At 35.7% G+C, this 22773-nt stretch carries 15 protein-coding genes; 9 read left to right on the top strand and 6 right to left on the bottom strand.

Going from position 1 to position 22773, the window contains the following annotated elements; genetic code table 11:
* Positions 1 to 104 precede the first annotated feature (104 nt).
* Entirely contained in the window at positions 105 to 1505 is a 1401-nt protein-coding gene (locus ACNARN_RS08140) for an alanine/glycine:cation symporter family protein (protein ID WP_099074772.1), read from the bottom strand.
* 195 nt (positions 1506 to 1700) lie between these two features.
* Between ACNARN_RS08140 and clcA the strand changes: the two genes are divergently transcribed.
* Positions 1701 to 3122 (top strand): H(+)/Cl(-) exchange transporter ClcA, encoded by a 1422-nt coding sequence (gene clcA, locus ACNARN_RS08135; RefSeq protein ID WP_198620912.1) that lies wholly within the window; start codon positions 1701 to 1703, stop codon positions 3120 to 3122.
* Between the two features lie 99 nt (positions 3123 to 3221).
* On the opposite strand, the gene tehB is transcribed toward clcA, so the two are convergent.
* From tehB to ACNARN_RS08110, 5 genes are all read right to left on the bottom strand, one after another.
* Positions 3222 to 4076, bottom strand: a complete 855-nt coding sequence (gene tehB / locus ACNARN_RS08130; RefSeq protein WP_160230596.1) for an SAM-dependent methyltransferase TehB — start codon at positions 4074 to 4076, stop codon at positions 3222 to 3224.
* 78 nt (positions 4077 to 4154) lie between these two features.
* The gene (locus tag ACNARN_RS08125) at positions 4155 to 5270 is read right to left on the bottom strand and encodes an NAD-binding protein (RefSeq protein WP_232799457.1); all 1116 of its coding nucleotides are present in this window, start codon (positions 5268 to 5270) and stop codon (positions 4155 to 4157) included.
* A gap of 79 nt (positions 5271 to 5349) precedes the next feature.
* Positions 5350 to 6435, bottom strand: a complete 1086-nt coding sequence (locus ACNARN_RS08120) for a linear amide C-N hydrolase (RefSeq protein ID WP_198632528.1) — start codon at positions 6433 to 6435, stop codon at positions 5350 to 5352.
* 248 nt (positions 6436 to 6683) lie between these two features.
* Complete coding sequence (locus tag ACNARN_RS08115) at positions 6684 to 7262, bottom strand: YceI family protein (protein ID WP_109371210.1); 579 nt, start codon at positions 7260 to 7262, stop codon at positions 6684 to 6686.
* 33 nt (positions 7263 to 7295) lie between these two features.
* Positions 7296 to 7850 carry a cytochrome b gene (locus ACNARN_RS08110; protein ID WP_198630346.1) on the bottom strand — a complete coding sequence of 185 codons (555 nt, stop codon included), beginning with the start codon at positions 7848 to 7850 and terminating at the stop codon, positions 7296 to 7298.
* A gap of 1016 nt (positions 7851 to 8866) precedes the next feature.
* Between ACNARN_RS08110 and ACNARN_RS08105 the strand changes: the two genes are divergently transcribed.
* The 8 genes from ACNARN_RS08105 to ACNARN_RS08070 all read left to right on the top strand — a co-directional run bounded on the left by ACNARN_RS08105 (position 8867) and on the right by ACNARN_RS08070 (position 22680).
* Complete coding sequence (locus ACNARN_RS08105; protein ID WP_416304328.1) at positions 8867 to 9688, top strand: MurR/RpiR family transcriptional regulator; 822 nt, start codon at positions 8867 to 8869, stop codon at positions 9686 to 9688.
* A gap of 228 nt (positions 9689 to 9916) precedes the next feature.
* Positions 9917 to 10666 carry a YadA-like family protein gene (locus tag ACNARN_RS08100; protein WP_368887615.1) on the top strand — a complete coding sequence of 250 codons (750 nt, stop codon included), beginning with the start codon at positions 9917 to 9919 and terminating at the stop codon, positions 10664 to 10666.
* Positions 10667 to 10895: 229 nt separating this feature from the next.
* A complete protein-coding gene (locus ACNARN_RS08095; RefSeq protein WP_198620907.1) occupies positions 10896 to 11387 on the top strand; it encodes an N-acetyltransferase in 492 nt (163 codons plus the stop codon).
* Positions 11388 to 11713: 326 nt separating this feature from the next.
* Positions 11714 to 13273: a sulfatase-like hydrolase/transferase gene (locus tag ACNARN_RS08090; RefSeq protein WP_198620906.1), complete on the top strand. Its 1560-nt coding sequence runs from the start codon at positions 11714 to 11716 to the stop codon at positions 13271 to 13273.
* Positions 13274 to 13418: 145 nt separating this feature from the next.
* Positions 13419 to 14303: an OmpG porin family protein gene (locus ACNARN_RS08085; protein ID WP_198620905.1), complete on the top strand. Its 885-nt coding sequence runs from the start codon at positions 13419 to 13421 to the stop codon at positions 14301 to 14303.
* A gap of 36 nt (positions 14304 to 14339) precedes the next feature.
* Complete coding sequence (locus ACNARN_RS08080; RefSeq protein WP_416304327.1) at positions 14340 to 16505, top strand: autotransporter outer membrane beta-barrel domain-containing protein; 2166 nt, start codon at positions 14340 to 14342, stop codon at positions 16503 to 16505.
* Between the two features lie 11 nt (positions 16506 to 16516).
* Entirely contained in the window at positions 16517 to 19582 is a 3066-nt protein-coding gene (locus tag ACNARN_RS08075; RefSeq protein ID WP_311747465.1) for a chondroitinase family polysaccharide lyase, read from the top strand.
* Between the two features lie 56 nt (positions 19583 to 19638).
* A complete protein-coding gene (locus ACNARN_RS08070) occupies positions 19639 to 22680 on the top strand; it encodes a chondroitinase family polysaccharide lyase (RefSeq protein ID WP_416304326.1) in 3042 nt (1013 codons plus the stop codon).
* Positions 22681 to 22773: the final 93 nt, after the last annotated feature.

Below are 22773 nucleotides of genomic sequence, written 5' to 3'. Positions count from 1 at the left end.
TATAATTTCTCACACCTCAAGTTATTACCATAAAAAAACCGCATCCTTATCGCTATAAAGTATGCGGTTTTATGTTGTGTTGTTAGCCAATAAGTAAAAACGAGTTACTCTGCTTCGGCTTCTTTTTTGCTCACTGAGTGAGTTTCTTTATCTAATTCAATATTATCAGCGTTAACATCTTTTATATGATCTCTTGTTAAGCGATAAACAACAGGGCTTAATAACGCTAATGCAATTAAGTTAGGGATCGCCATCATTGCATTGAGTGTATCAGCCAATAACCACACAAATTCTAATGATTGTGTTGCCCCAACTGGTAACGCAATCAGCCAAGCAATACGAAATGGCATAATAGCTTTAGGTCCAAACAGGTATTGCACACATTTTTCACCGTAAAAACTCCAGCCTAAAATCGTGGTAAATGCAAAAATAGCTAATGCAATTGCCACAATATAGTTACCACCCGGAATAGCGATAGAGAATGATGCGGCGGTTAATGTTGCACCACTTTGCCCTGTTAACCATTGTCCTGTGATAACAATAGTTAATCCTGTAACAGAGCAGACAATGATGGTATCAATAAAAGTTCCCAGCATCGCAATCAAACCTTGGCGAACAGGATTTTGTGTTTTTGCCGTCGCATGGGCAATAGGTGCACTACCCAATCCCGCTTCATTTGAGAAAACACCACGCGCAACACCAAAACGGATCGCAGCCCAAACAGCTGCACCTGCAAAACCACCTTGAGCAGCAACTGGTGTAAATGCAGATTTAACAATAAGGATAATAGCATCTGGGATCGCAGTCACATTCAGTGCTAAAACAACAATACCTGCACCAAAATAGCCAACGGTCATAATAGGAACTAATTTACCGGCAACATCAGCAATACGTTTAATGCCACCAATGAGTACAGCACCGACTAAAACAACGAGCACAATAGCGGTAATTGTCGTCGAAATACCAAAATTACTTTCCAGTACATCAGCCACAGAGTTTGCTTGTACTGTATTACCAATACCAAAACCTGCAAAACTCCCAAAGACAGCAAAAACAGTACCTAGCCAAACCCAATTTTTACCTAAGCCATTTTTGATGTAATACATTGGCCCACCGACATAGTTTCCATATTTATCAACTTCACGAAAACGTACAGCAAGCACGGCTTCTGAATATTTGGTTGCCATTCCCACTAATGCGGTCATCCACATCCAGAATAATGCACCTGGACCACCTAAGACAACAGCTGTTGCAACACCAGCAATATTACCCGTTCCTATAGTGGCGGATAGTGCGGTCATCAACGCATTAAATGGTGATATCTGACCTTCGCCTCTTTTATCATTTTTTTCAAATAACAGCTTAAATCCTGTACCTAATTTCCTAATAGGTAAAAAGCCAAGTCGAAACTGCATAAAAAGGCCGATACCGAGAATACCGACAAGCATCGGAACTCCCCATACCACGCCATTTATAGCGCTTAATATATTAGTGATAAAATCCATAAATTACCCTTTTTCGTCCAAATGTTATCTAAATATGTATTTTTTGTTATCAATTACACTAAAGATGAAAAAGTGAAAATATGCTAGAAAAAAAAACGACTAATTTTAAAATTGACTGAGTTATGTGAGAAATATCACTTCATTATTAAATTACGCTATCATTAGGTTCATCGTTACAATACTTCAGTCAAAGTTATGCATAATCATAAATCAGCACAAAATACCCAAAATGAACGTCGTTTTAATCTGTTCAGAAAAGCGCAAGAAACCAACCTTGCACCACTAAAAATCCTACTACTATCCGCTGTGGTTGGCTCGCTAGCTGGATTAGTGGGCGTTTTATTTGAAAAAAGTGTTAGTTGGGTAATTCATTTTCGACAAGAAGAACTGATGAAAACCTTTACTAATCCTTATATTCTGGCAATAAGTACTTTGCTTTTTTCCTCTATTTTAGCAATGCTGGGATATTATTTAGTCAAGAAGTTTTCACCCGAATCGGGTGGCTCTGGAATACCTGAAATTGAAGGTGCGATGATAGATATTCGCCCTGTTCGTTGGTGGCGAGTATTACCTGTAAAATTTATTGCCAGTATTGGAACTTTAGGCTCTGGTATGGTGTTAGGACGAGAAGGTCCAACGGTTCAATTAGGTGCCAATATCGGCCAGCTCGTAAATGATATTTCTCGAGTAAAAGATAAAGAGTCACGCCACACGTTATTAGCAACTGGTGCAGCCGCAGGATTAACCGCTGCTTTTAATGCACCTCTAGCGGGTATTTTATTTATTATTGAGGAGATGCGACCTCAATTTAAATACAGTCTTATTTCAATTAAAGCAGTCTTTATTGGCGTTATTATGTCTTGCATTGTTTTTCGCCTATTTAATGGTGAAGGCGGTGTTATTCATATCGGTAAATTTTCATCCGCACCACTCAATACACTCTGGCTGTATTTAGTTTTGGGTATGTTATTTGGCATTATTGGCGTTATATTCAGTAAGCTACTTTTTTATGTCCAAACCCAATTTCAGCGTTTCTATCAAGATAAAACATCACGCTTTGTTTTAACTGGTGGCATCATCGGTGGGCTTTGTGGCTTATTAGCATTAATTATTCCTGAAATAACTGGCGGTGGATTTAGTATTATTCCTGCGCTGAGTACGGGACAATATTCCCTGATTGCGCTATTACTTTTCTTTGTTTTACGAACGATCACATCTATTGTCAGTTTTGCCTCTGGTGCTCCTGGCGGTATATTTGCACCCACTCTGGCACTAGGTACTCTATTTGGCAGTGCATTCGGATTAACTGCAACCTTACTTTTCCCCGATTATCAAATTCAAATCGGTACATTTGCTATTGCAGGAATGGGCGCATTATTTGCGGCAACGGTAAGAGCACCACTAACAGGGATCGTCCTCGTATTAGAAATGACCGATAATTATCAACTTATTCTGCCTATGATTATTACCTGCTTAGGAGCAACGATGTTGGCGCAACTATTAGGTGGTCGCCCTATTTATACGGTTTTATTAGAACGCATATTACAAAAGTCTGAAGAAAAAGAACAAACAGACCAATCCCTCGACATTAAAAGCGATAAATCACCACAACAATAAAATTCGCTTAAACAAATAAAAAATACCCCAAAGTTGGTGCCCAACTTTTGGGGTGCAGTTCATTATTTGGGGTATTTAAAAAGAGATGATAGTTCTTAACTATTTTTTGCGTGCGATTAAAGTAGCAAAATTTAAGGCGATACGATTGCCATTTGCATCTGTTTTATGTAAATGTCCTGGATCCTCATTATATTTAATAATTTCCCAGTCTTTATAATAATCAGCTAATTCGTTTGGACGTAAAAAGGTTTTAAATGGAATTTCAGCTGGATCACTATTTGGCGTTTCAACAGGGCAAACAATCACATTAATACCGTTAGAGTTGGTACATTCCTGCATATTTTTAATAATACTTTCAATACGTTCCCGTTGGCAGAACATCAATACAACAGTTGAAAGAATAATATCGTATTTCTCAGTAAGTGAAGCTTTATTTATATCATATAAGCCACTTTTTACAGCCAATCCTGTTTTGGTTTTAACTGTTTCAATAGCATCAATATGTGAAGCATTAATATCTAACGCCGTCACATCATAACCTTGAGACGCTAAATAGAAGCTGTTTCGACCACGACCAGCACCTAAATCTAACACCTTGCAAGGCTGAGTAAACGTTGCCATATAACGTACTTCAGAATGCGGTAATGATAAGTCGTTTTCTTTAAATAGCTTATCTTCTGGGGCACATAAAAAAGAGAGTTGGCAACGTACATCATCACTGGCTTTATCTATTTTATGCCACTGTTGAGGTTGAATTAAAGGTGGCTGATCCTCAGTATTACACTCAACTGAAATTTGTGAACCATCATCATTAAAAACAACAAATGTCATGTTGCCTTGCAGTACTCGCATTTGGGCATAAGTGCCTTCCTTTGTATTGTGACGTTCTAATAACGCTAAAGGAATGGATGTACGAGTCCACTCTGGCATTGTTTTATAACTTACAAGTTCCATAATTCAACCTCAATTAAGATGCATTTTAAATACATCTTATGGCAATCATTATCATTCGTAAAGAAGGTTTTATCAAAACTATGATTTTAAATATTTGTTTAAAAGCAAATCAGTCACATCTGAGGAGGAAATAGATTCACCACATAAAACTTTCATCATAATTTCTTTGCCTAATGATGCTAAAGAAAACAGCATATCAGGACGTAATCGGCTGATCTTATCCCTATTTTCATCTTGATTAATAATGGTGATCAATTTGGCATCAACATTAGAACATTCTTGGATAGTCAGCAAAATAAAGGTATTTTCTGCATCACTTTCAGATAAAGTAACAACCCAACTTGCTTTCGCAATATTGGCAGATAGCAATGTTTTAAGATTAGTTGGATCACCTTCAATAATATTGGCTTGCGCGTCATAAGAGGCTTTACTTTTATCGGTACAAATCGCAATGACAGGTTTCCCTTGTTCTCTTAACCCTTTTTCTAATTGAGAAGCTAATGCCGATGAACCAATAATAATAAAATGATTATGCATTTTAGCGATCCTTTTCTTAACAATATCGCGAGTACCGCGCGCAAGAAATCCCATGACATACACAATGGAAGTAGTAAAAACAGTTATTCCCAAGATAACAACAGTGAGAGTAAAAATACGTGCATTCGTGCTAATTGGCACAATATCGCCAAACCCTAGTGTCGTCATGCAGACAATAGAAAAATAGAACGCATCCATCAATGTTGTAATATGTGGCTTAAATTCATCACCAATATAAAGACTTCCCAACATTGAGAATAACAGCAAAGAAAAAATACAGATAAAAGCCACAAAACCAGCACTGGTTAAACTATGATGCGGAAATGCGCGCCAACTGATTAATAACCCAATCGCTAAAATAAAAGAAAAATAAGCCTGAATGCCAATTTGCTGATAAACCGCAACATCAAGAAAAACAATGGTAGCTAATAAAATCAAGGAAACACACCACGCGATCCTCGCCCCTAGATACATAAATATTGAGAGCAAGATTAACGCACAAGCCAACATCACCTTTGGTATATCGAGGAGTTTTAATACCCCTAATGATTTAAGCCATGCAGAAAACCCGTGTATTTCCCAATCCAGATAAATACCACGAGACAACAAAATGGAGTAAATGATAAAAATACCATTCAAGATAAGTAATAAAGACATCATTTTTCTCGTCACTTTAGATGTCTCTATTACATGTAGTATTACAGATAGTTTCATATTAGGTATTGTGAATATTCCACTAGTTATTTAAAGGGATATTATCTAATCCTTGAAATTTAAAAGGCTCTGCGGGTTTGAAATGACGGGTTGCATTAGCAGAATAGATGATTGATTGCTCCTCACCTAATGGTAATGTCATCACTTTCCCACTCTCTTTTGAAAAATCGATTTCCTTTAAATTAACCCAAAAGGTATTCGGTGATAATGCTGATTCGAAAAAATATAATTGGTTTTTATGATCAGCCACGGTTCTCCAGCGTGTGGATGAAATTTCTGGTGATTCAGCTGTACTTAATCCATAAGGTACAGATACATTTCTAATCACACCAAATACGCTAGCGAGAGATTTTTTACTCGATTGAGCTTTAGGAATGGCATTCACATAAAAAGAAGCTCGGGCAAAACGATCTGAAGCACGATTCGTCCCTGGTAACATCACGGTTCCACCGATTTGTTGCCAATAACTATTCAACGCTAATTGTTCTGAAAAAATAGGAGAATTCGTCATCACTTGATACTCTTTACTGTGATGAATCACTTGTTTACCATTTATATATTCAATAATGGCGCTATCTCCCGTTGCATCTGAAAGCGAAAGATGCAGTGTTGCCATTCTATCTTGTCCAGGAACTTTATCCGTCAATACAATAAAAGGCTCACTCTCTAATGCATTCACGGCTTCTTCAACTGAAGCAAAATTATCTAACACATACTGCGCCCAAGCTGAAATTGACAATGCGGGTTTATCTTTGGAATATGTTGGATAATCAGATTCCGCCAACCACAATAAATTAGCCACCAAGCCTTTTTCATTCATCCCATCTGTGGTTGAGATATCGTAACCTGATGCGATAACGCTACCATATTTAGATACCCACTTAATCGAATTATCGCCTGCCTCTCCTGATCGCTGCATACCTTGCGGAAATATCCATAAATTCGTTCCTATATCATATTTCCAATCCATCGAACGAGCCGTAATAATTTGGTTATTATCACCTAAGTAAACAACTCGAGTGCAGGCATCCACCTCTGCAATACCCTCCATTAAAAATCCAGATACAAGTAGAGTACCTAAAAAAGTATGACGTAATTTTCTCATCATTGGTTCTTTTCCTGTGAAATAAATGATTAGATTAGGAGAATATTTTCTTCGTATTTCTCTTTTTGCTCTTCCTTAAAATAGATAAAATCGCTAATTAATTTCGATTAATTAAGTACAAAACAAGAACAATTTCCTAAGTATAAGACAATTAATCTTATTTACGCATAAAAAAACCGATGCCTTAATGCATCGGTTTATAAATCATCTAGATTTTTTTGAGCACAATAACTCAATGAAAAAGCCAGTAATTACGCTTTTTTCACACCTTCAACAGAGATAATTAATTCTGCTTCTTGTGCTTTTGGTCCTAAGTCTGATTTAAAATTAAACTCTTTCAGATTAACTTTACCTGTTGCTTCAAAACCAGCACGGTAACCTTTCCAAGGATCAGTACCTTCGCCAATTAATTTGGCATTTAATGAAACAGGTTTAGTCACACCATTTAATGTTAAATTACCTGTTACTACATAGTTTTCGCCATCACGAGTAACTTGGGTTGAGACGAATCGAGCTTCAGGATATTTGCTTGCATTAAAGAAATCAGCGCTACGTAAGTGCTTATCACGTTCTGCGTGATTAGTGTCTAAGCTTCCTGTTTTAATCACAACATCAACTTTGTCTTTTGATGGATCTTCTTTATCGTAACTAAATGTACCATCGAAATCTTTAAAAGTGCCATATAACCAGCTATAGCCTAAATGTTGGATACGGAACTGTACAAATGCGTGTTGGCCTTGTTTATCAATAGCATAATCTGCTGCTAAAGCAGTACTTGCATTTAATAACAACGCACCTGCTGTTAAACCTAATAAAGCTTTCTTAAACATTGTTATCTCCATAATTTCATTTTATAAGTTTAATTATTTAGTCCGCATTCCTAGCATGCGTTTTAACGTGACATCTTTATCAATAAAGTGATGTTTTAAAGCACCAGCAGCATGTAATAGCGATAACAAAACCACTGCCCAGGCTAAATAAAGATGAATATCGCCCGCTAAATCCGCTTGTTCGGCTTCTCCTGTAAAAATGGCAGGCACAGAAAACCAATCAAATACAGATATAGCTTGTCCATCAGCGGTCGAAATTAAATAACCACTAATCAGAATAGAAAATAAGATTAAATATAAAAGCATATGTGCAATATGAGCACTAATGCGTGTCAATTTACTGTAACTTGATAAAGCTTTAGGAGGCGGAGAGATCCAACGCCATATCACACGCACGATCAAAATAATAAATAAAAGAATACCAATGCTCTTATGTATTTCAGGTGCAGAATGATACCAGCTATCATAATACCCTAGCGTCACCATCCACAGCCCTAAAGCAAACATACCATAGACAGTAAGCGCCACCCCCCAGTGTAAAAGGAGTGACAAGTGCCCATAGCAAGACGCATTATTTCGCCATTGCATAATAAAAATCCAATAGTTTCTAATTCATTAAAATAATGTTATCTAGTTTAGTGTATTGAGGATAAATTGTTAGTCCATAATTCAACAAATAATTTGCTTATCATTATCAATAATAATCAATAAGTAATAAGCTCTTATTAGTCACTCTGTTGACTATCTAATCAATGACATTGTTGGATCAGTTTTTTTCAAAATAAGATAGGTATATTGGCAGGTGTTTATATACATAATAAAAAACATAAAAATAGGAATAAAAAATAATAAGCAAAATAATATCAATACAACAATTGTCTAACTATAAAAACAATTGTATCTTTCACTTATCCTAAATTAGAACTTATTAAGCAAAATACAATAATAATTAGAGGAACCGTAAAAAAAACGGACAACCAGCGCATTTCGCGTACAACACCAAAAATAATACCAACAATACAAATAAAAAATATAACTGGCATCATTTCTGAGTAATGATCATGGCAATAGTGCATTAATAAATTAATCCACGAGTGATCGTTTTGCATATAAAAACTTCAACCAATGAAAATAAATTTTAATTAAGATAGTGATAAATTACTATCATTAACAAATAAAACAAGCGTCGTATTATAAATATCAATCATCGCGCACAAAGATATTAAAACACTTAACATTTCAAATAGAGATAACATTGATAATAAAAAATAACAATCTAAGCTAAATTTTCAAAAAAATAAAACAAACAAGGTCAAATAAAATAAAATCTTTCTAATGAAGCCAATATCATTATTAATATCACATTAGTTAATTTGAAATAATAATTTCATTTAAATTCAAATAAAGAAAATTAATTTCGCAAGGTTATAATAAAATTAATAAAGAATAAATAAAATAGAGTTTTAAACATCGAATAATTACCTTTAGGTCATTAATTTACTTGAAATTAACTCTATATTTCATTTTAATTACTATTAGCTAAAAACATTCAAATGCCACGCAAAAAACACTACAATTACAATAGTATTTTTATTGAGGGCACTATGTCTACTGCAACAAATCTGAATGAACTACAGGAACAAGTTCGCTCCCGCTATAATGGATTAAGTAAAAGGCTACAGCAGGTTGCACATTATCTACTTGATAATAAAAACAGTGTGGCATTTGATACAATTGCGATCCTTGCAGATAAAGCAAATGTTCCTCCATCGACATTAATTCGTTTTGCCAACGCATTTCATTTCAATGGCTTCAATGAAATGAAACAATTATTTCAAAATCACTTGATGAATGAAATGGTAAATGAAAATTTAACTTATAAACAAAAATATAAAGAGGAGCCTCCTAATCTGAATGAGCCAGCCTATATTTTGCAAGAATTTGCACAAGCAAATAGCCATTCATTGCAACAATTGGCAAATCAGACTCACAGAGAAATGTTAAATAAAACATTACAATTACTCGAACACGCTGACACAATTTATATTTGTGGCTTTCATCACTCATTCAGTGCTGCAAGCTATTTTTTTCATGCTCTCTCGCATATCCCTTGTGAGACTGTTTTTGTCAACAGCCTAGGCGGGATGTACAAAGAGCAATTAAGAAATATTACACATCGTGATGTGCTCTTTGGTATTCATTTCCATCCGTATTCAGATGAAATGCAAAAAATGTGTGAAATGGCAACTTACAAAGAAGCAAAACAGATTATTGTTACTGATAGTCCAATTAGCCCATTAGCGAGTTTAAGCGATGTTTGTTTAACTGTTAAAGAAGCTCAAATAAAAACCTTTCGTTCTCAAACTTCAACAATGTGTCTGCTACAAGCAATCTCTGTCGCTTTTGCTTTTAGAAAAAAACATTAATAACTTTTTTTATCCTAAACTGCATCTTAAGTAAGATGCAGTTTTTTATAAAATAAATTTTTTTAAATACTATTTAATGAACTATAACTATTGATCAAATATTAAATAGCTTAGTATTTTATTTAAAACTATTTTTAAGAGTAAATACAGAATGTTTTATTTGTGATGAGAAAAGTAATCATTTAGCATTAATTCATACCACTAAAGATCATTAAAGGATTAAATTAAATGTTATTTAAAAAATTATTTTTAATTGTTTTCTTATTTCCAAATTTCTCCTATTCAAACACAAACTTAATCAAAGAAAATAAAGAAGATCCAATAATCATTAATATCCCTAGTATTTCATTAGGCGATAAAAGTAATGCATCAGGTAACGGTTCAATTGCAATAGGAACAAATAGCCAAGCTAAAAATACACACTCAGTTGCTATTGGCGCTAATTCATTAGCAACGGAAGAAAATACAGTCTCATTTGGAAACATTGAAAATAAACACACTTCACGATTAGTTAATATCAGTGAAGGAAAAAATAATACTGATGCCGTTAACTTTGCTCAAGCTAAAAAGTTGGTTGATAAAAATAAAATAGCAACAAACAACACCATTAATCAGCTAAAGAGAACGGTCAGTACAGATATCAGTAATCTCAAAACCCATATTAATGATTTTGATAATTATTATAAAAAAAGACAGGCTGAAATCACAGATTCAATTGCAAATTTAGACAAAGAAATTATCGCGTTAGAAAAAAAAGTATTTGCTGGCATAGCTTCATCAGTTGCAATGACTAGCATTCCTTATCTTGCTCATCACACTTTAAGTGGCGGAATTGGTATTAGTAATTATCGGACAGGAACAGCATTTGCTGGAGGTGTACAATATAAACCAAATAACGATATTGCATTTCGATTAAACTCATCCATTAATAGTGAAAAAGAAATTATTATTGGCGGTGGATTAGCTTATGGTTGGTAAACAATTTTCTCTTCTATAATCAGATTATTAAAAAATAACTTTATAATTAAAGCAGTAATAATTTAAGTAATATTACTGCTTCTTTATAAAAAAGAATTTCAATTGACAATAAATAAATCATCTAAAGAAAAATTGATAAGTTTAACTTTAGTATTTCTAACATATTTTTTGTAATATACATTATTTTTTATATACTAGGATTATAAGCCAGAGCAAAAAGGAATAAAAAATGAATTATATATTTCAAAAAATGACCGCTAAAGATATAAGTGCAGTAGCACTATTATTACAGGCAAATTCTGAATCTCAACAAGGTGGATTATATGGTGAATATCCTCTAAATAAAGTTGAGGCTATGTATCAAAATAGCACTAACGCCATTGTTGCACTTTACCAGGAAAATATCATTGCTGTTGTTTTTAGCTTTCCTGTTACCTCTTTTTCGATCCCTCCAATTGCTCAAGCTATTAACCAATACTTTCCAGAAATAACACAAAACAATTGGTTTTACGGCCCCGTTTGTATTGATAAATCGCACCGAGGAAAGTCACTATTAAAAAATCTCTACCAACAGATCTGTTCTCTACATGGCGGGCACCCTATCGCATTTGTTAATAGCGAAAATATTCGGTCACTAAAAGCACACCAAAAATTGGGCATGGAGGTCGTTAAAAACTTTGAGTTTAAAGGCACATCATGGTGGATCATTAAAGGACAATGAAAACAAACGAAAGAAAAATGCTTACACTTTCTGTTATCCTATTTACCAGCTAAAAATGGAGGCTTTTAGATATTTTTGCTACCATCATCACAAAACAAATAATATCCATATAAATCAATACAATAAATAAAACAATAAAAAATTAATCTATTCTTAACAATATTCCAACTCCTATTTTAGCTGTCAAATTGCTTACAATTTGACATCATTCTGTGATCTCCCTTTCAATTCTTGATCTTTCGTTAACTTACTTTTTGATCTTATACAAAAGTATAAATAAGATAAAAGACACCAATTCGAAAGTAAACGTAAAATAGGAGGAAGCAATGACTGTTTCCCGCAGAACTTTTATCAAAGGACTCGCAGCCAGCGGTGCGGCAATGTCTGTTTCTACCCCTGTTCTTGCTAATTCAGGGAGCTCTACGCCTAACAAACCAACGCGCCCAGAAAACGCACCTAATTTATTAATTGTTTTTCCTGATGAAATGCGTGCTCACGCTCTGCAGTTTATGGGGGAAGATCCTTCAATTACACCTAATCTTAATAAATTTGCGAAGCAAGCCAAAGTAATGACACAAATGGCATCAAACTATCCTTTGTGTTCTCCTTTTCGCGGCATGTTTATGACAGGACAATATCCTGTACGCAATGGCATTACAGGTAATGCTCATGATTACGGTGGAAAAGTGGGTATTGATTTATCGCCTTATGCAAAATGTTGGTCGGATGTTTTAAAATCTCTCGATTACAGCACAGGCTATATTGGTAAATGGCACCTTGACGCACCTTACGAACCGTTTATTAAAAGTTACAACAATCCAATGGAAGGTCGTTATTGGAATGAATGGGCAGCACCAGATAGACGTCATGGTTTTGATTTTTGGTATTCTTATGGCACTTATGATTTACATTTAAAACCAATGTATTGGGCAAACGATACCCCTCGTGATAAGCCAATTTACATTGATCAATGGGGACCTGAACATGAAGCTGATATGGCAATCAAGTTCCTCAAAAATGAAAATAATCAATTTAGAGATAATTCAAAACCATTTGCATTAGTGGTTTCAATGAACCCTCCTCATTCACCTTATGATCAAGTACCGAAGAAATACCTCGATGCTTATCAAGGTAAGACGTCAAAAGAGCTAAATACACGCCCTAATGTACAGTGGGATACTGAATATCAAGAAGGCTATGGACCTCAATATTTCAAAGAATATATGGCAATGGTCAACGGTGTTGATGAGCAATTTGGTCGCATCGTAGATGAATTAGAAAAACAAGGTCTTGCAGATAATACTCTTGTTGTTTTCTTCTCTGATCATGGCAGTTGCTTAGGGGCAAATGGACAAGCAACAAAAAATAATCCTTATGAAGAATCTATGCGTGTTCCTATGATGTTTCGTTTACCGGGTAAAATTAAACCAGGCACTGACGATGCATTAATGTCAGCACCTGATATTTACCCAACTATCTTAGGGCTACTTGGTTTATCGGAATGGATCCCTGATTCCGTAGAAGGTACTAATCTTGCAGATAGGGTAGTCACAGGCAAAGGCGACACAGCAAATTCTCAGCTTTATCTCTTTATTCCTTATGGTGAACCTTCATTCGGTAAACGAGGTGTCAGAACCAAAACTCATACTTTGGTTATAGATAGACAAGATGGACAACCATTAAAATATACTTTATATGACAATGTGAACGATCCATATCAAATGAAAAATGTTGCCAAAGATAATATGCCTTTAATTGAGAAGTTAATTAAAGAAGAATTAACCCCTTGGTTGGAAAAAACAGGAGATTCTTGGCGCGCCACTGAATTTATTACGGCTACAACTAATAAATTAAATAAAACAATATCAACATGTAAAGAGAAATAATAAAAATATCTGCGCCATAATATTATGGCGCTATATATAAACCCAATTCGCTGATATAAAAATCCTTTTAATAAAACAAAGGGAAAGATGTCCTACACCTAAAAATTGACACAAATAAAAGCGAATAAAGAATTGGATATATACCATGAACAAACTTCGTATTGCTCTTTTTTTACCTCTTCTTGGCTTAGGTTTAACTTCTTTTCATTCTCAAGCAGCTAATGTCAACGCCATGTTTTCGTGGGAAACAGCAGATTACGATACACCAAATAACTATGCTGGTTATCGTGTAGATTTTAATATTAATCCAGATAAGTCTAACTGGTATTTCGATGTTGGTTTTCGTCAACGTGAGCATGATAATAAAAACCGTTATCAGCGTTATGATTTACAGGGTAGCTATCGTTTTAAATTAAATAATGGTTGGATCCAACCTGGTTTAAAAGTACGTCAAGATCTCACTAACTATGATAATGGAAGTCGATTAACTATTGATTTCTATGAATCAAAAACCAATTACCAATTTCCAATCAATAAAAATTGGGTTTTAACGGGTAGCGTTTTATTTGGCTTACAAAAGAAAGAAGATAAACGCAGTAATGGTGTCACAAACACGGATTACTTAGGATGGGAAATTGAACCTGGCCTACGCTATTTTGTCACTCCTAATATTAATACAACCGTTGCTTATTTTGATGGTGGTAAGCAAGCTATTCGACACGAAGAATATGACACAAAAGAAACAAACCACAATCAGCAATTACGTATGTATGTTAACTGGACAACGCCAATAGGATTAATTGTTTCTCCATCAATGCGTAAATCTATTTTTGGAAAAATAGAAGATAGAACAAATAAAGGTGTTTATGTCGAAAAAGATATGACCCGTTATACCCTACAAATGGCTTATCAAATATCACCTCAATGGCGAGTCATGACGGAATATTATAATGAACGAGTTGAAAATAAAAATGATGGTAGTAAATCAACTCAGGATTATTTCAAAGTTTCATTCCGAGCAACATTCTAATAATTAAAATCATATAATTGTTCATGGAGTTATATTGTGAAAAATAAAAAATTGTTATTTTTGAGCGCTGCTATTTTATCAGCTATTTATGGTTCTGCGTGGGCTGCTGATTGTGATCCTAATTTAAATATCTGTGAAACCGTTAATGTTAATAATGGCAATAATGCTCAAATAGATAAAGATGTCACAGTTTCACAAGGTGATGGCGTTGTATTTAATGGTTCATCAACAGAATATAAAGCTCAAGCAATCACAAAAAATATTACCGTAACGGGTGATGGAGCCAGTGCAATCAAAATAAATCAGGGTGCCTCTTTTAGCAGTAATATTAATTTAAATGGTGCTAACGTCACCAGTGAAAATGGTACAGCAATACTTGTTGAAGGCAATTTTCCAAAACGAGGTACTGGTGTTTATATTAGAGACGGCGCCATTATTCGAGGAAAAACAGCGGCTATTGACTTTAGAACACTGAATACAGGTTTTAGAAGTGATGTAAATGGTGAGATCCACGGTGATATTCTAGGAAATGGTCACGTTGACACTAAAATAAACTTTGCTTATCAAGGTGGTGCTCAAAATGCTTTATTTGATGGATACAAAATCACAGGTGTTCCATTAATTGAAAATCATGGCAATTTAACTATCCAAGGAAAAGATAGAACAATTCATTGGGAAGGTAATTTCATGAATAAGGAAAATAGTCAGCTTATTTTCCGCCTTGATGATAATACCAATACTGATGACGCTATTCTCCATGTTGATGGTGATGTCACCTTTAAAAAAGGTAGCCAAGCCAAATTAGATTTTAAAGGAACCAGTGTCGATAATATCATTAACAAAGATATCGTATTAATTTCTTCAAATTCCGCCATTAAAGACGAAGCTGGTATCACCGTTACTGATGCTAATGCCATTGCACCTGATGTTTCTCCTTTATTAGAAAAAACAGATTCATGGTTAGAAACCACACCGCCGAATATTAGTGGTGGCGTTAGTGGCAATCAGTTAGTTGCACGTTATGGTATTAGTTATGAAGGCGGCAATAATTTTATTAGTGCAGCAGAACGTGGCAATGTAAGTGAAAATGGATTAGCTGCAGCAAACTTTGTTATTCCAACCGTATTAAATGAATTTAATAATACGCGTAACCAAATCTCAGATGAAGCACTGAGTTTATTAGTCGCCGCAGGAAATGACGATAATAATATTGCCGCATTATCGAATGATTTAGCCCCTATCGCTGATGGTAGTGATATTCAAGCGGGATTAATCATGGTTGAAGATATGCGCAATAATATTGCTCATCGCTATTTACGCTATGATAACCAATTACCTATTGAAGAAAGAGAAGCTGGCTGGAATAGCTGGGCTAATATGCTGTACGGTTACGGTACACAAAGTAATCAAGGTGGCATTAACGGTTACAACACTTACCGCACAGGTATTCAAATCGGTACTGATTACGAAATTAATCAAGATGCTCTTATCGGCGTTTCTTTGGCTTATAACTACGCCAAAGCTGACGCGAAACAACGTAACGCAAGTAAAGAAATTAACCATTTTGAATTTATGCCTTACATCGGTTGGTATAGTGACACATTATTCCTAAACGGTAATTTAAATATTGGTTATTACACTGTCGATAGCGAGCGAGATATCGGCGGCAATACCGGATGGCAAGGAAATACCAAAGCAAAAGGTGATTATTCTGGTGTGCAATTAGGTTATCAGATTAATGCAGGAACCTATTTTGATTTTGATTTCATCCATATTAAACCAATGCTGACTTACCAATATCAATGGCTAAATATTGATTCGTGGGAAGAAACAGGTTCGGCATTATCAATGCGTACTTATGGTCAACGCTACGCAGTTAATCAATTAGGGGGATCTGTTGCTTTATGGAATAGCTATCAAACCTCTTATGGCAAATTAACACCATCACTTAATCTCCGTTATTTCAAAGATATTGCGGGGGAAAATAATATTAATCAACGCCACAGCCTCACTTATTTTAATACTGGAGGAAGCACTTTTGATATTAAAGGAAATGCCGTTGGCGGTGACATTATTAGTGCAGAATTAGGTGCCAATCTCGATATTACCAACACGCTAAATTTAGGCACAACGATGGGATATCAGCGTTATGACAAATTCAATGAAGGGCGCATTGGTTTTACTGTTAGCCAGCGTTTCTAAGGAGAATAAATATGCCGATATTTCGCTTTACTGCACTTGCCATGACGTTGGGGCTATTATCAGCCCCTTATAATGCAATGGCAGCAACAAACAATCCTGCATTTGATCCTAATAATCTGATGCAGTCTGAAATATATCATTTTGCCCAAAATAATCCGTTAGCTGATTTCACAACAGATAAAAACTCAACACTGACGTTATCTGATAAGCGTAGCATTATGGGAAGCCAATCCCTTTTGTGGAAATGGAAAGGTGGAAGTAGCTTTACTTTGCATAAAAAGCTGATTGTACCGACAGACAAAGAAGCCTCTAAAGCATGGGGACGTGCATCTACACCTGTTTTATCATTTTGGCTTTATAATGAAAAACCCATTGATGGCTATCTCACTGTTGATTTTGGTGAAAAACTCAACACCAACAGCGAAGCGCAAGCGGGCTTTAAAGTAAAACTGAATTTTACGGGTTGGCGCGCAGTGGGTATTTCACTAAATAACGACCTTGAAAACCGTGAAATGACATTAAATCCCATGAATACCTCGTCAGATGGCTCTCAAGATAGCGTCGGTCGTGCTTTGGGTGCAAATGTTGACAGTATACGATTTAAAGCCCCGTCTAATGTGGGGCAAGGCGAAATATATATCGATCGTATTATGTTTTCTATCGATGATGCTCGCTATCAATGGTCTGATTATCAAATAAAAACACGCTTATCAGAGCCAGAAATTCAATTTCACACCGTACAGCCTCAATTACCTGTAACACCTGAAAATTTAGCGGCAATTGACCTTATTCGCCAACGTCTTATTAATGAATTTGTGGGTGGCGAAAAAGAAACAAATCTCGCGTTAGAAGAAAATATCAGCAAGTTAAAAAGTGATTTTGATGCACTTAACATTCACACTTTAGCGGATGGTGGAATACAAGGGCGACATCTGATCACGGATAAACAAACCATTATTTATCAGCCAGAAAACCTTAATTCTCAAGATAAGTCGCTTTTTGATAATTACGTTATTTTAGGTAATTACACGACATTAATGTTTAATATCAGCCGTGCTTATGTTCTTGAAAAAGATCCGACACAAAAAGCCCAGTTAAAACAGATGTACTTATTAATGACAAAGCATTTATTAGATCAAGGCTTTGTTAAAGGGAGTGCATTAGTCACAACTCATCACTGGGGATATAGCTCTCGTTGGTGGTATATATCTACATTATTAATGTCTGATGCCCTAAAAGAAGCCAATCTACAAACTCAAGTTTATGATTCATTACTGTGGTATTCACGAGAGTTTAAAAGTAGTTTTGATATGAAGGTAGGAGCAAACAGTTCAGATTTAGACTATTTCAACACCTTATCTCGTCAGCACTTGGCTTTATTATTGCTAGAGCCTGATGATCAAAAGCGCATTAACTTAGTTAATACTTTCAGTCATTACATTACTGGTGCATTAACTCAAGTACCGCCAGGCGGTAAAGATGGTTTACGTCCTGATGGTACAGCATGGCGACATGAAGGTAACTATCCGGGTTACTCTTTTCCTGCTTTTAAAAATGCCTCTCAGCTTATTTATTTACTGCGTAGTACACCTTTTGCTGTTGGTGAAAGTGGTTGGAATAACCTGAAAAAAGCCATGGTTTCGGCATGGATCTACAGTAATCCTGAAGTAGGATTACCTTTAGCTGGGCGGCACCCGTTTAATTCACCGTCATTAAAATCGGTTGCTCAAGGCTATTACTGGCTTGCAATGTCTGCAAAACCATCACCTGATAAAACGCTCGCTTCTATTTATCTTGCCATTAGTGATAAAACGCAAAGTGAATCGAGCGCTATTTTTGGTGAAAATATTGCACCAGCAGCACTTCCTCAAGGATTCTATGCCTTTAATGGTGGTGCCTTTGGTATTCATCGTTGGCAAGATAAAATGGTGACACTAAAAGCGTATAACACCAATGTTTGGTCATCTGAAATTTATAACAAAGATAACCGCTATGGTCGTTATCAAAGCCATGGTGTAGCCCAGATAGTCAGTAATGGCTCACAGCTTTCACAAGGCTATCAACAAGAAGGTTGGGATTGGAATAGAATGCCAGGAGCAACCACTATTCATCTTCCTCTTAAAGAGTTAGATAGCCCTAAACCTCATACGTTAATGCAACGTGGAGAGCGTGGATTTAGTGGAACATCTGCCCTTGATGGTAAATATGGCATGATGGCATTTGATCTTATTTATCCTGCTAATCTTGAGCGTTTTGATCCTAACTTTACGGCTAAAAAAACTGTATTAGCGGCGGATAACCATTTAATTTTTGTCGGTAGCAATATTAATAGCAGCGATAAAAATAAAAATGTTGAAACAACGTTATTCCAACATGCCATTACACCAACATTAAATACCATCTGGATTAATGGGCAAAAAGTTGACAGTTTCCCTTATCAAACCACGCTAAAACAAGGTGATTGGATCATCGATAGCAACGGTAATGGCTATTTAATTACCCAAGCAGAAAAAGTGAATGTCAGTCGCCAACACCAGACCTCGGCTGAAAATAAAAATCGCCAACCAACAGAAGGGAACTTCAGTTCAGCGTGGATTGATCACAGCGTTCAACCTAAAGATTCCAGCTATGAGTATATGGTCTTTTTAGATGCGACTCCTGAAAAAATGAGAGAAATGGCAGAGAAGTTCCATGAAAATAATGAGTTATATCAGGTTCTTCGTAAAGATAAAGATGTTCATATTATTTACGATAAACTCAGCAATGTGACGGGATATGCCTTTTATCAATCTGCATCAATTGAAGATAAATGGATCAAAAAGGTTGATAAACCCGCGATTGTAATGACTCATCATCAAGGAAATACACTTACTGTCAGTGCCGTTACACCAGATTTAAATATGACACGGCAGAAAGCCGCAACACCTGTCACAATTAATGTCACCGTTAATGGAAAATGGCAGTCTGTGGATAAAGATGGTGAGGTAAAACATCGCGTTTCTGGTGAGAATACCGAACTCACTTTCACCAGTTATTTTGGTATTCCACAAGAAATTAAACTCTCACCTCTCCCTTGATTTAACCTTTAAAGGAACGCATTCGCGTTCCTTTTTTATTTGCAGGAAATCTGATTATGCTAATAAAACATCCTTTAGCCCATGCTATTACACTAAGTTTCTGCTTATCCTTACCCGCACAAGCATTACCTTCTCTTTCTCATGAACCTTTTGGTGATCTTTACCTCTTTGAAGGTGAAATACCAAATACATTAGTCACTTCAAATAGCAATCAATTATCGTTAAGTAAAGAACATGCCAAAGATGGCGTTCAATCACTCAAGTGGCAATATCAACCACAAGCAACATTAACACTTAATAATCAAGTAAATTATCAGGATGATAAAGATACCGCGACACCACTCACGTTTATGATGTGGATTTACAATGAAAAACCACAATCATCGCCTCTCACATTACAATTCAAACAAAATGATCAAGTGGCATTAAGTTTTGATACTCAACTTAATTTCACAGGATGGCGCGGTATTGCAGTTCCCTTTCGTGATATGAAAGGCACTGCAACAGGAAAATTGGATCAATTAGTCATTACGGCACCAAATCAAGCTGGAACTCTCTTTTTCGACCAAATTATTATGAGTGTACCGTTAGACAATCGCTGGGCAGTTCCTGATGATAATGTGCCTTATGTTAATAATGCAGTAAATACCATGGTCAGTAAAAACTGGAGTGCTTTACTGATGTACGATCAGATGTTTAAAGTGCATTATCCAACTCTAAATTTCGATACTGAGTTTCATGATGATCAAGCTGAAATGGCATCAATTTATCAGCGTTTTGAGTATTATCAGGGAATTAACAGCGATAAAAAAATCACCTCAGATATGCTAGATAAAAATTTAACACTCTGGGAAAAATTAGAATTAACACAACACGCTGATGGATCAATAACAGGAAAAGCACTAGATCACCCCAACCGGCAAAACTTTATGAAAGTTGAAGGCGTATTTAGTGAAGAGACGAAAAAAGCATTACTTGATGCCAATATGCTAAGAGATGTAGGTAAAACGCTTCTTCAAACTGCTATTTACTTGCGTAGTAATTCCTTATCAGTAGCCGATAGAAAAAAATTAGAAGATCTTTATTTATTAGGAACTCGTTACGTTCTTGAGCAAGGTTTTACACGAGGTAGTGGTTATCAAATTATTACTCATGTTGGATATCAAACCAGAGAGCTTTTTGATGCATGGTTTATTGGTCGTCATATTCTGGCAAAAAATCATCTTTTAGCGCCAACGCAACAGGCAATGATGTGGTACAACGCCACAGGCCGAATTTTTGAAAAAGACGATGAGATCGTTGATGCAAACGTTGATATTCTCAACACACAATTACAGTGGATGATAAAAAGCTTACTGATGTTGCCAGATTATCAACAACGCCAACAAGCCTTAGCGCAACTGCAAAACTGGCTAAATAAAACCATACTAAGTTCAAAAGGTGTTGCAGGTGGTTTCAAGCCTGATGGTTCTATTTTTCACCACTCGCAGCATTATCCAGCGTATGCGAAAGATGCTTTTGGTGGTTTAGCTCCTAGTGTTTATGCGCTAAGTGATTCCCCTTTCCGTCTTTCATCTTCAGCCCATGAGCGTTTAAAAGATGTGTTATTAAAAATGCGCATCTACACTAAAGAGACACAAATTCCCGTGGTATTAAGTGGCCGCCATCCTACTGGATTACATAAAATAGGGATCGCACCATTTAAATGGATGGCATTAGCCGGTACACCTGATGGCAAACAAAAATTAGATACCATATTGGCTGCGGCCTATGCAAAATTAGATAACAAAGACAGTTTTGAAGGTATTAAAGCTGAAAATGAACCCACTGGCGCATGGGCGATGAACTATGCTTCGATGGCGATACAGCGTAGAGCCTCTATTCAAGCCCCCCAACAAAGCTGGCTTGCTATCGCTCGCGGATTTAGTCGTTATCTTGTTGGTAATGAAAGTTATGAAAATAACAATCGTTATGGGCGCTACTTACAGTATGGTCAATTGGAAATCATACCCGCAAACTTAGCACAATCAGGATTTAGCCATGCAGGATGGGATTGGAACCGATATCCGGGTACCACGACAATTCATCTTCCTTATGATGAACTTGAAGCAAAATTAAACCAATTACCGAGTGCAGGTATTGAAGAAATGTTGCTTTCAACAGAAAGCTATTCTGGTGCAAATACATTAAATAATAACAGTATGTTTGCCATGAAATTACATGGTCACAGCAAATATCAACAACAAAGCTTAAGAGCTAATAAATCCTATTTCTTATTTGATAATAGGGTTATTGCATTAGGATCGGGCATTGAAAATACGGACAAACAACATAAAACAGAAACCACACTGTTCCAATTTGCTGTTCCTAAATTACAATCTGTGATAATTAATGGCAAAGAAGTGAATCAATTAGGTACTCAATTAACTTTAAATAATGCAGATACTTTAATTGATCCTGCGGGTAACTTATATAAGCTCGCTAAAGGTCAAACTGTAGAGTTTAGTTATCAAAAACAACATTCACTCGATGATAGAAATTCAAAATCAACAGAACAACTATTTGCAACAGCCGTGATCTCTCATGATAACGCACCTAGTGATGCGACTTATGAGTATGCGATAGCGATTGAGTCACAAGATAATAAAGCGCCTGAATACACTGTATTGCAACATAATAATCAATTGCATGCGGTAAAAGATAAAATCACCCAAGAAGAAGGGTATGCTTTTTTTGAAGCGACACAATTAAAATCACCTCAAGCAATATTATTATCGAGTGATGCACCTACTATGGTGATGGCTAAAGCACAAAACCAACAGTTAACATTGAGTATTGTTAATCCTGATTTAAATTTATATCAAGACATTGAAGCTGACCAAATTGATAATAATGGAAATCAAGTCGAAGTCAGTGTTTATTCTCGTAAATGGCTAACGGCCGACTCTAAACCAATAAGCAGCACAGTTACCGTAAAAGGCGTGTGGAAATTAGCAACATCTCAATCAGGTGTTATTATTAAACATCAGAATGATAATACGCTTATTACTACTACGACAATACAAGCAACACCTATTGTAATTAGTTTAGTTAAGTAAATACTTTAATATTTCAATTAAAACCCTTCGATATAAAAATACCGAGGGGTTTATTATATTAGCGAATCAATTATTTATTTAAAATAACAAAAA

The sequence above is a fragment of the Proteus sp. TSJ240517 genome (genome assembly GCF_047921575.1).
In the GTDB taxonomy this organism is placed as follows: domain Bacteria; phylum Pseudomonadota; class Gammaproteobacteria; order Enterobacterales; family Enterobacteriaceae; genus Proteus.
Note: the sequence above shows the minus strand (reverse complement) of the source record. Positions and strands in the feature narration are given on the sequence as shown.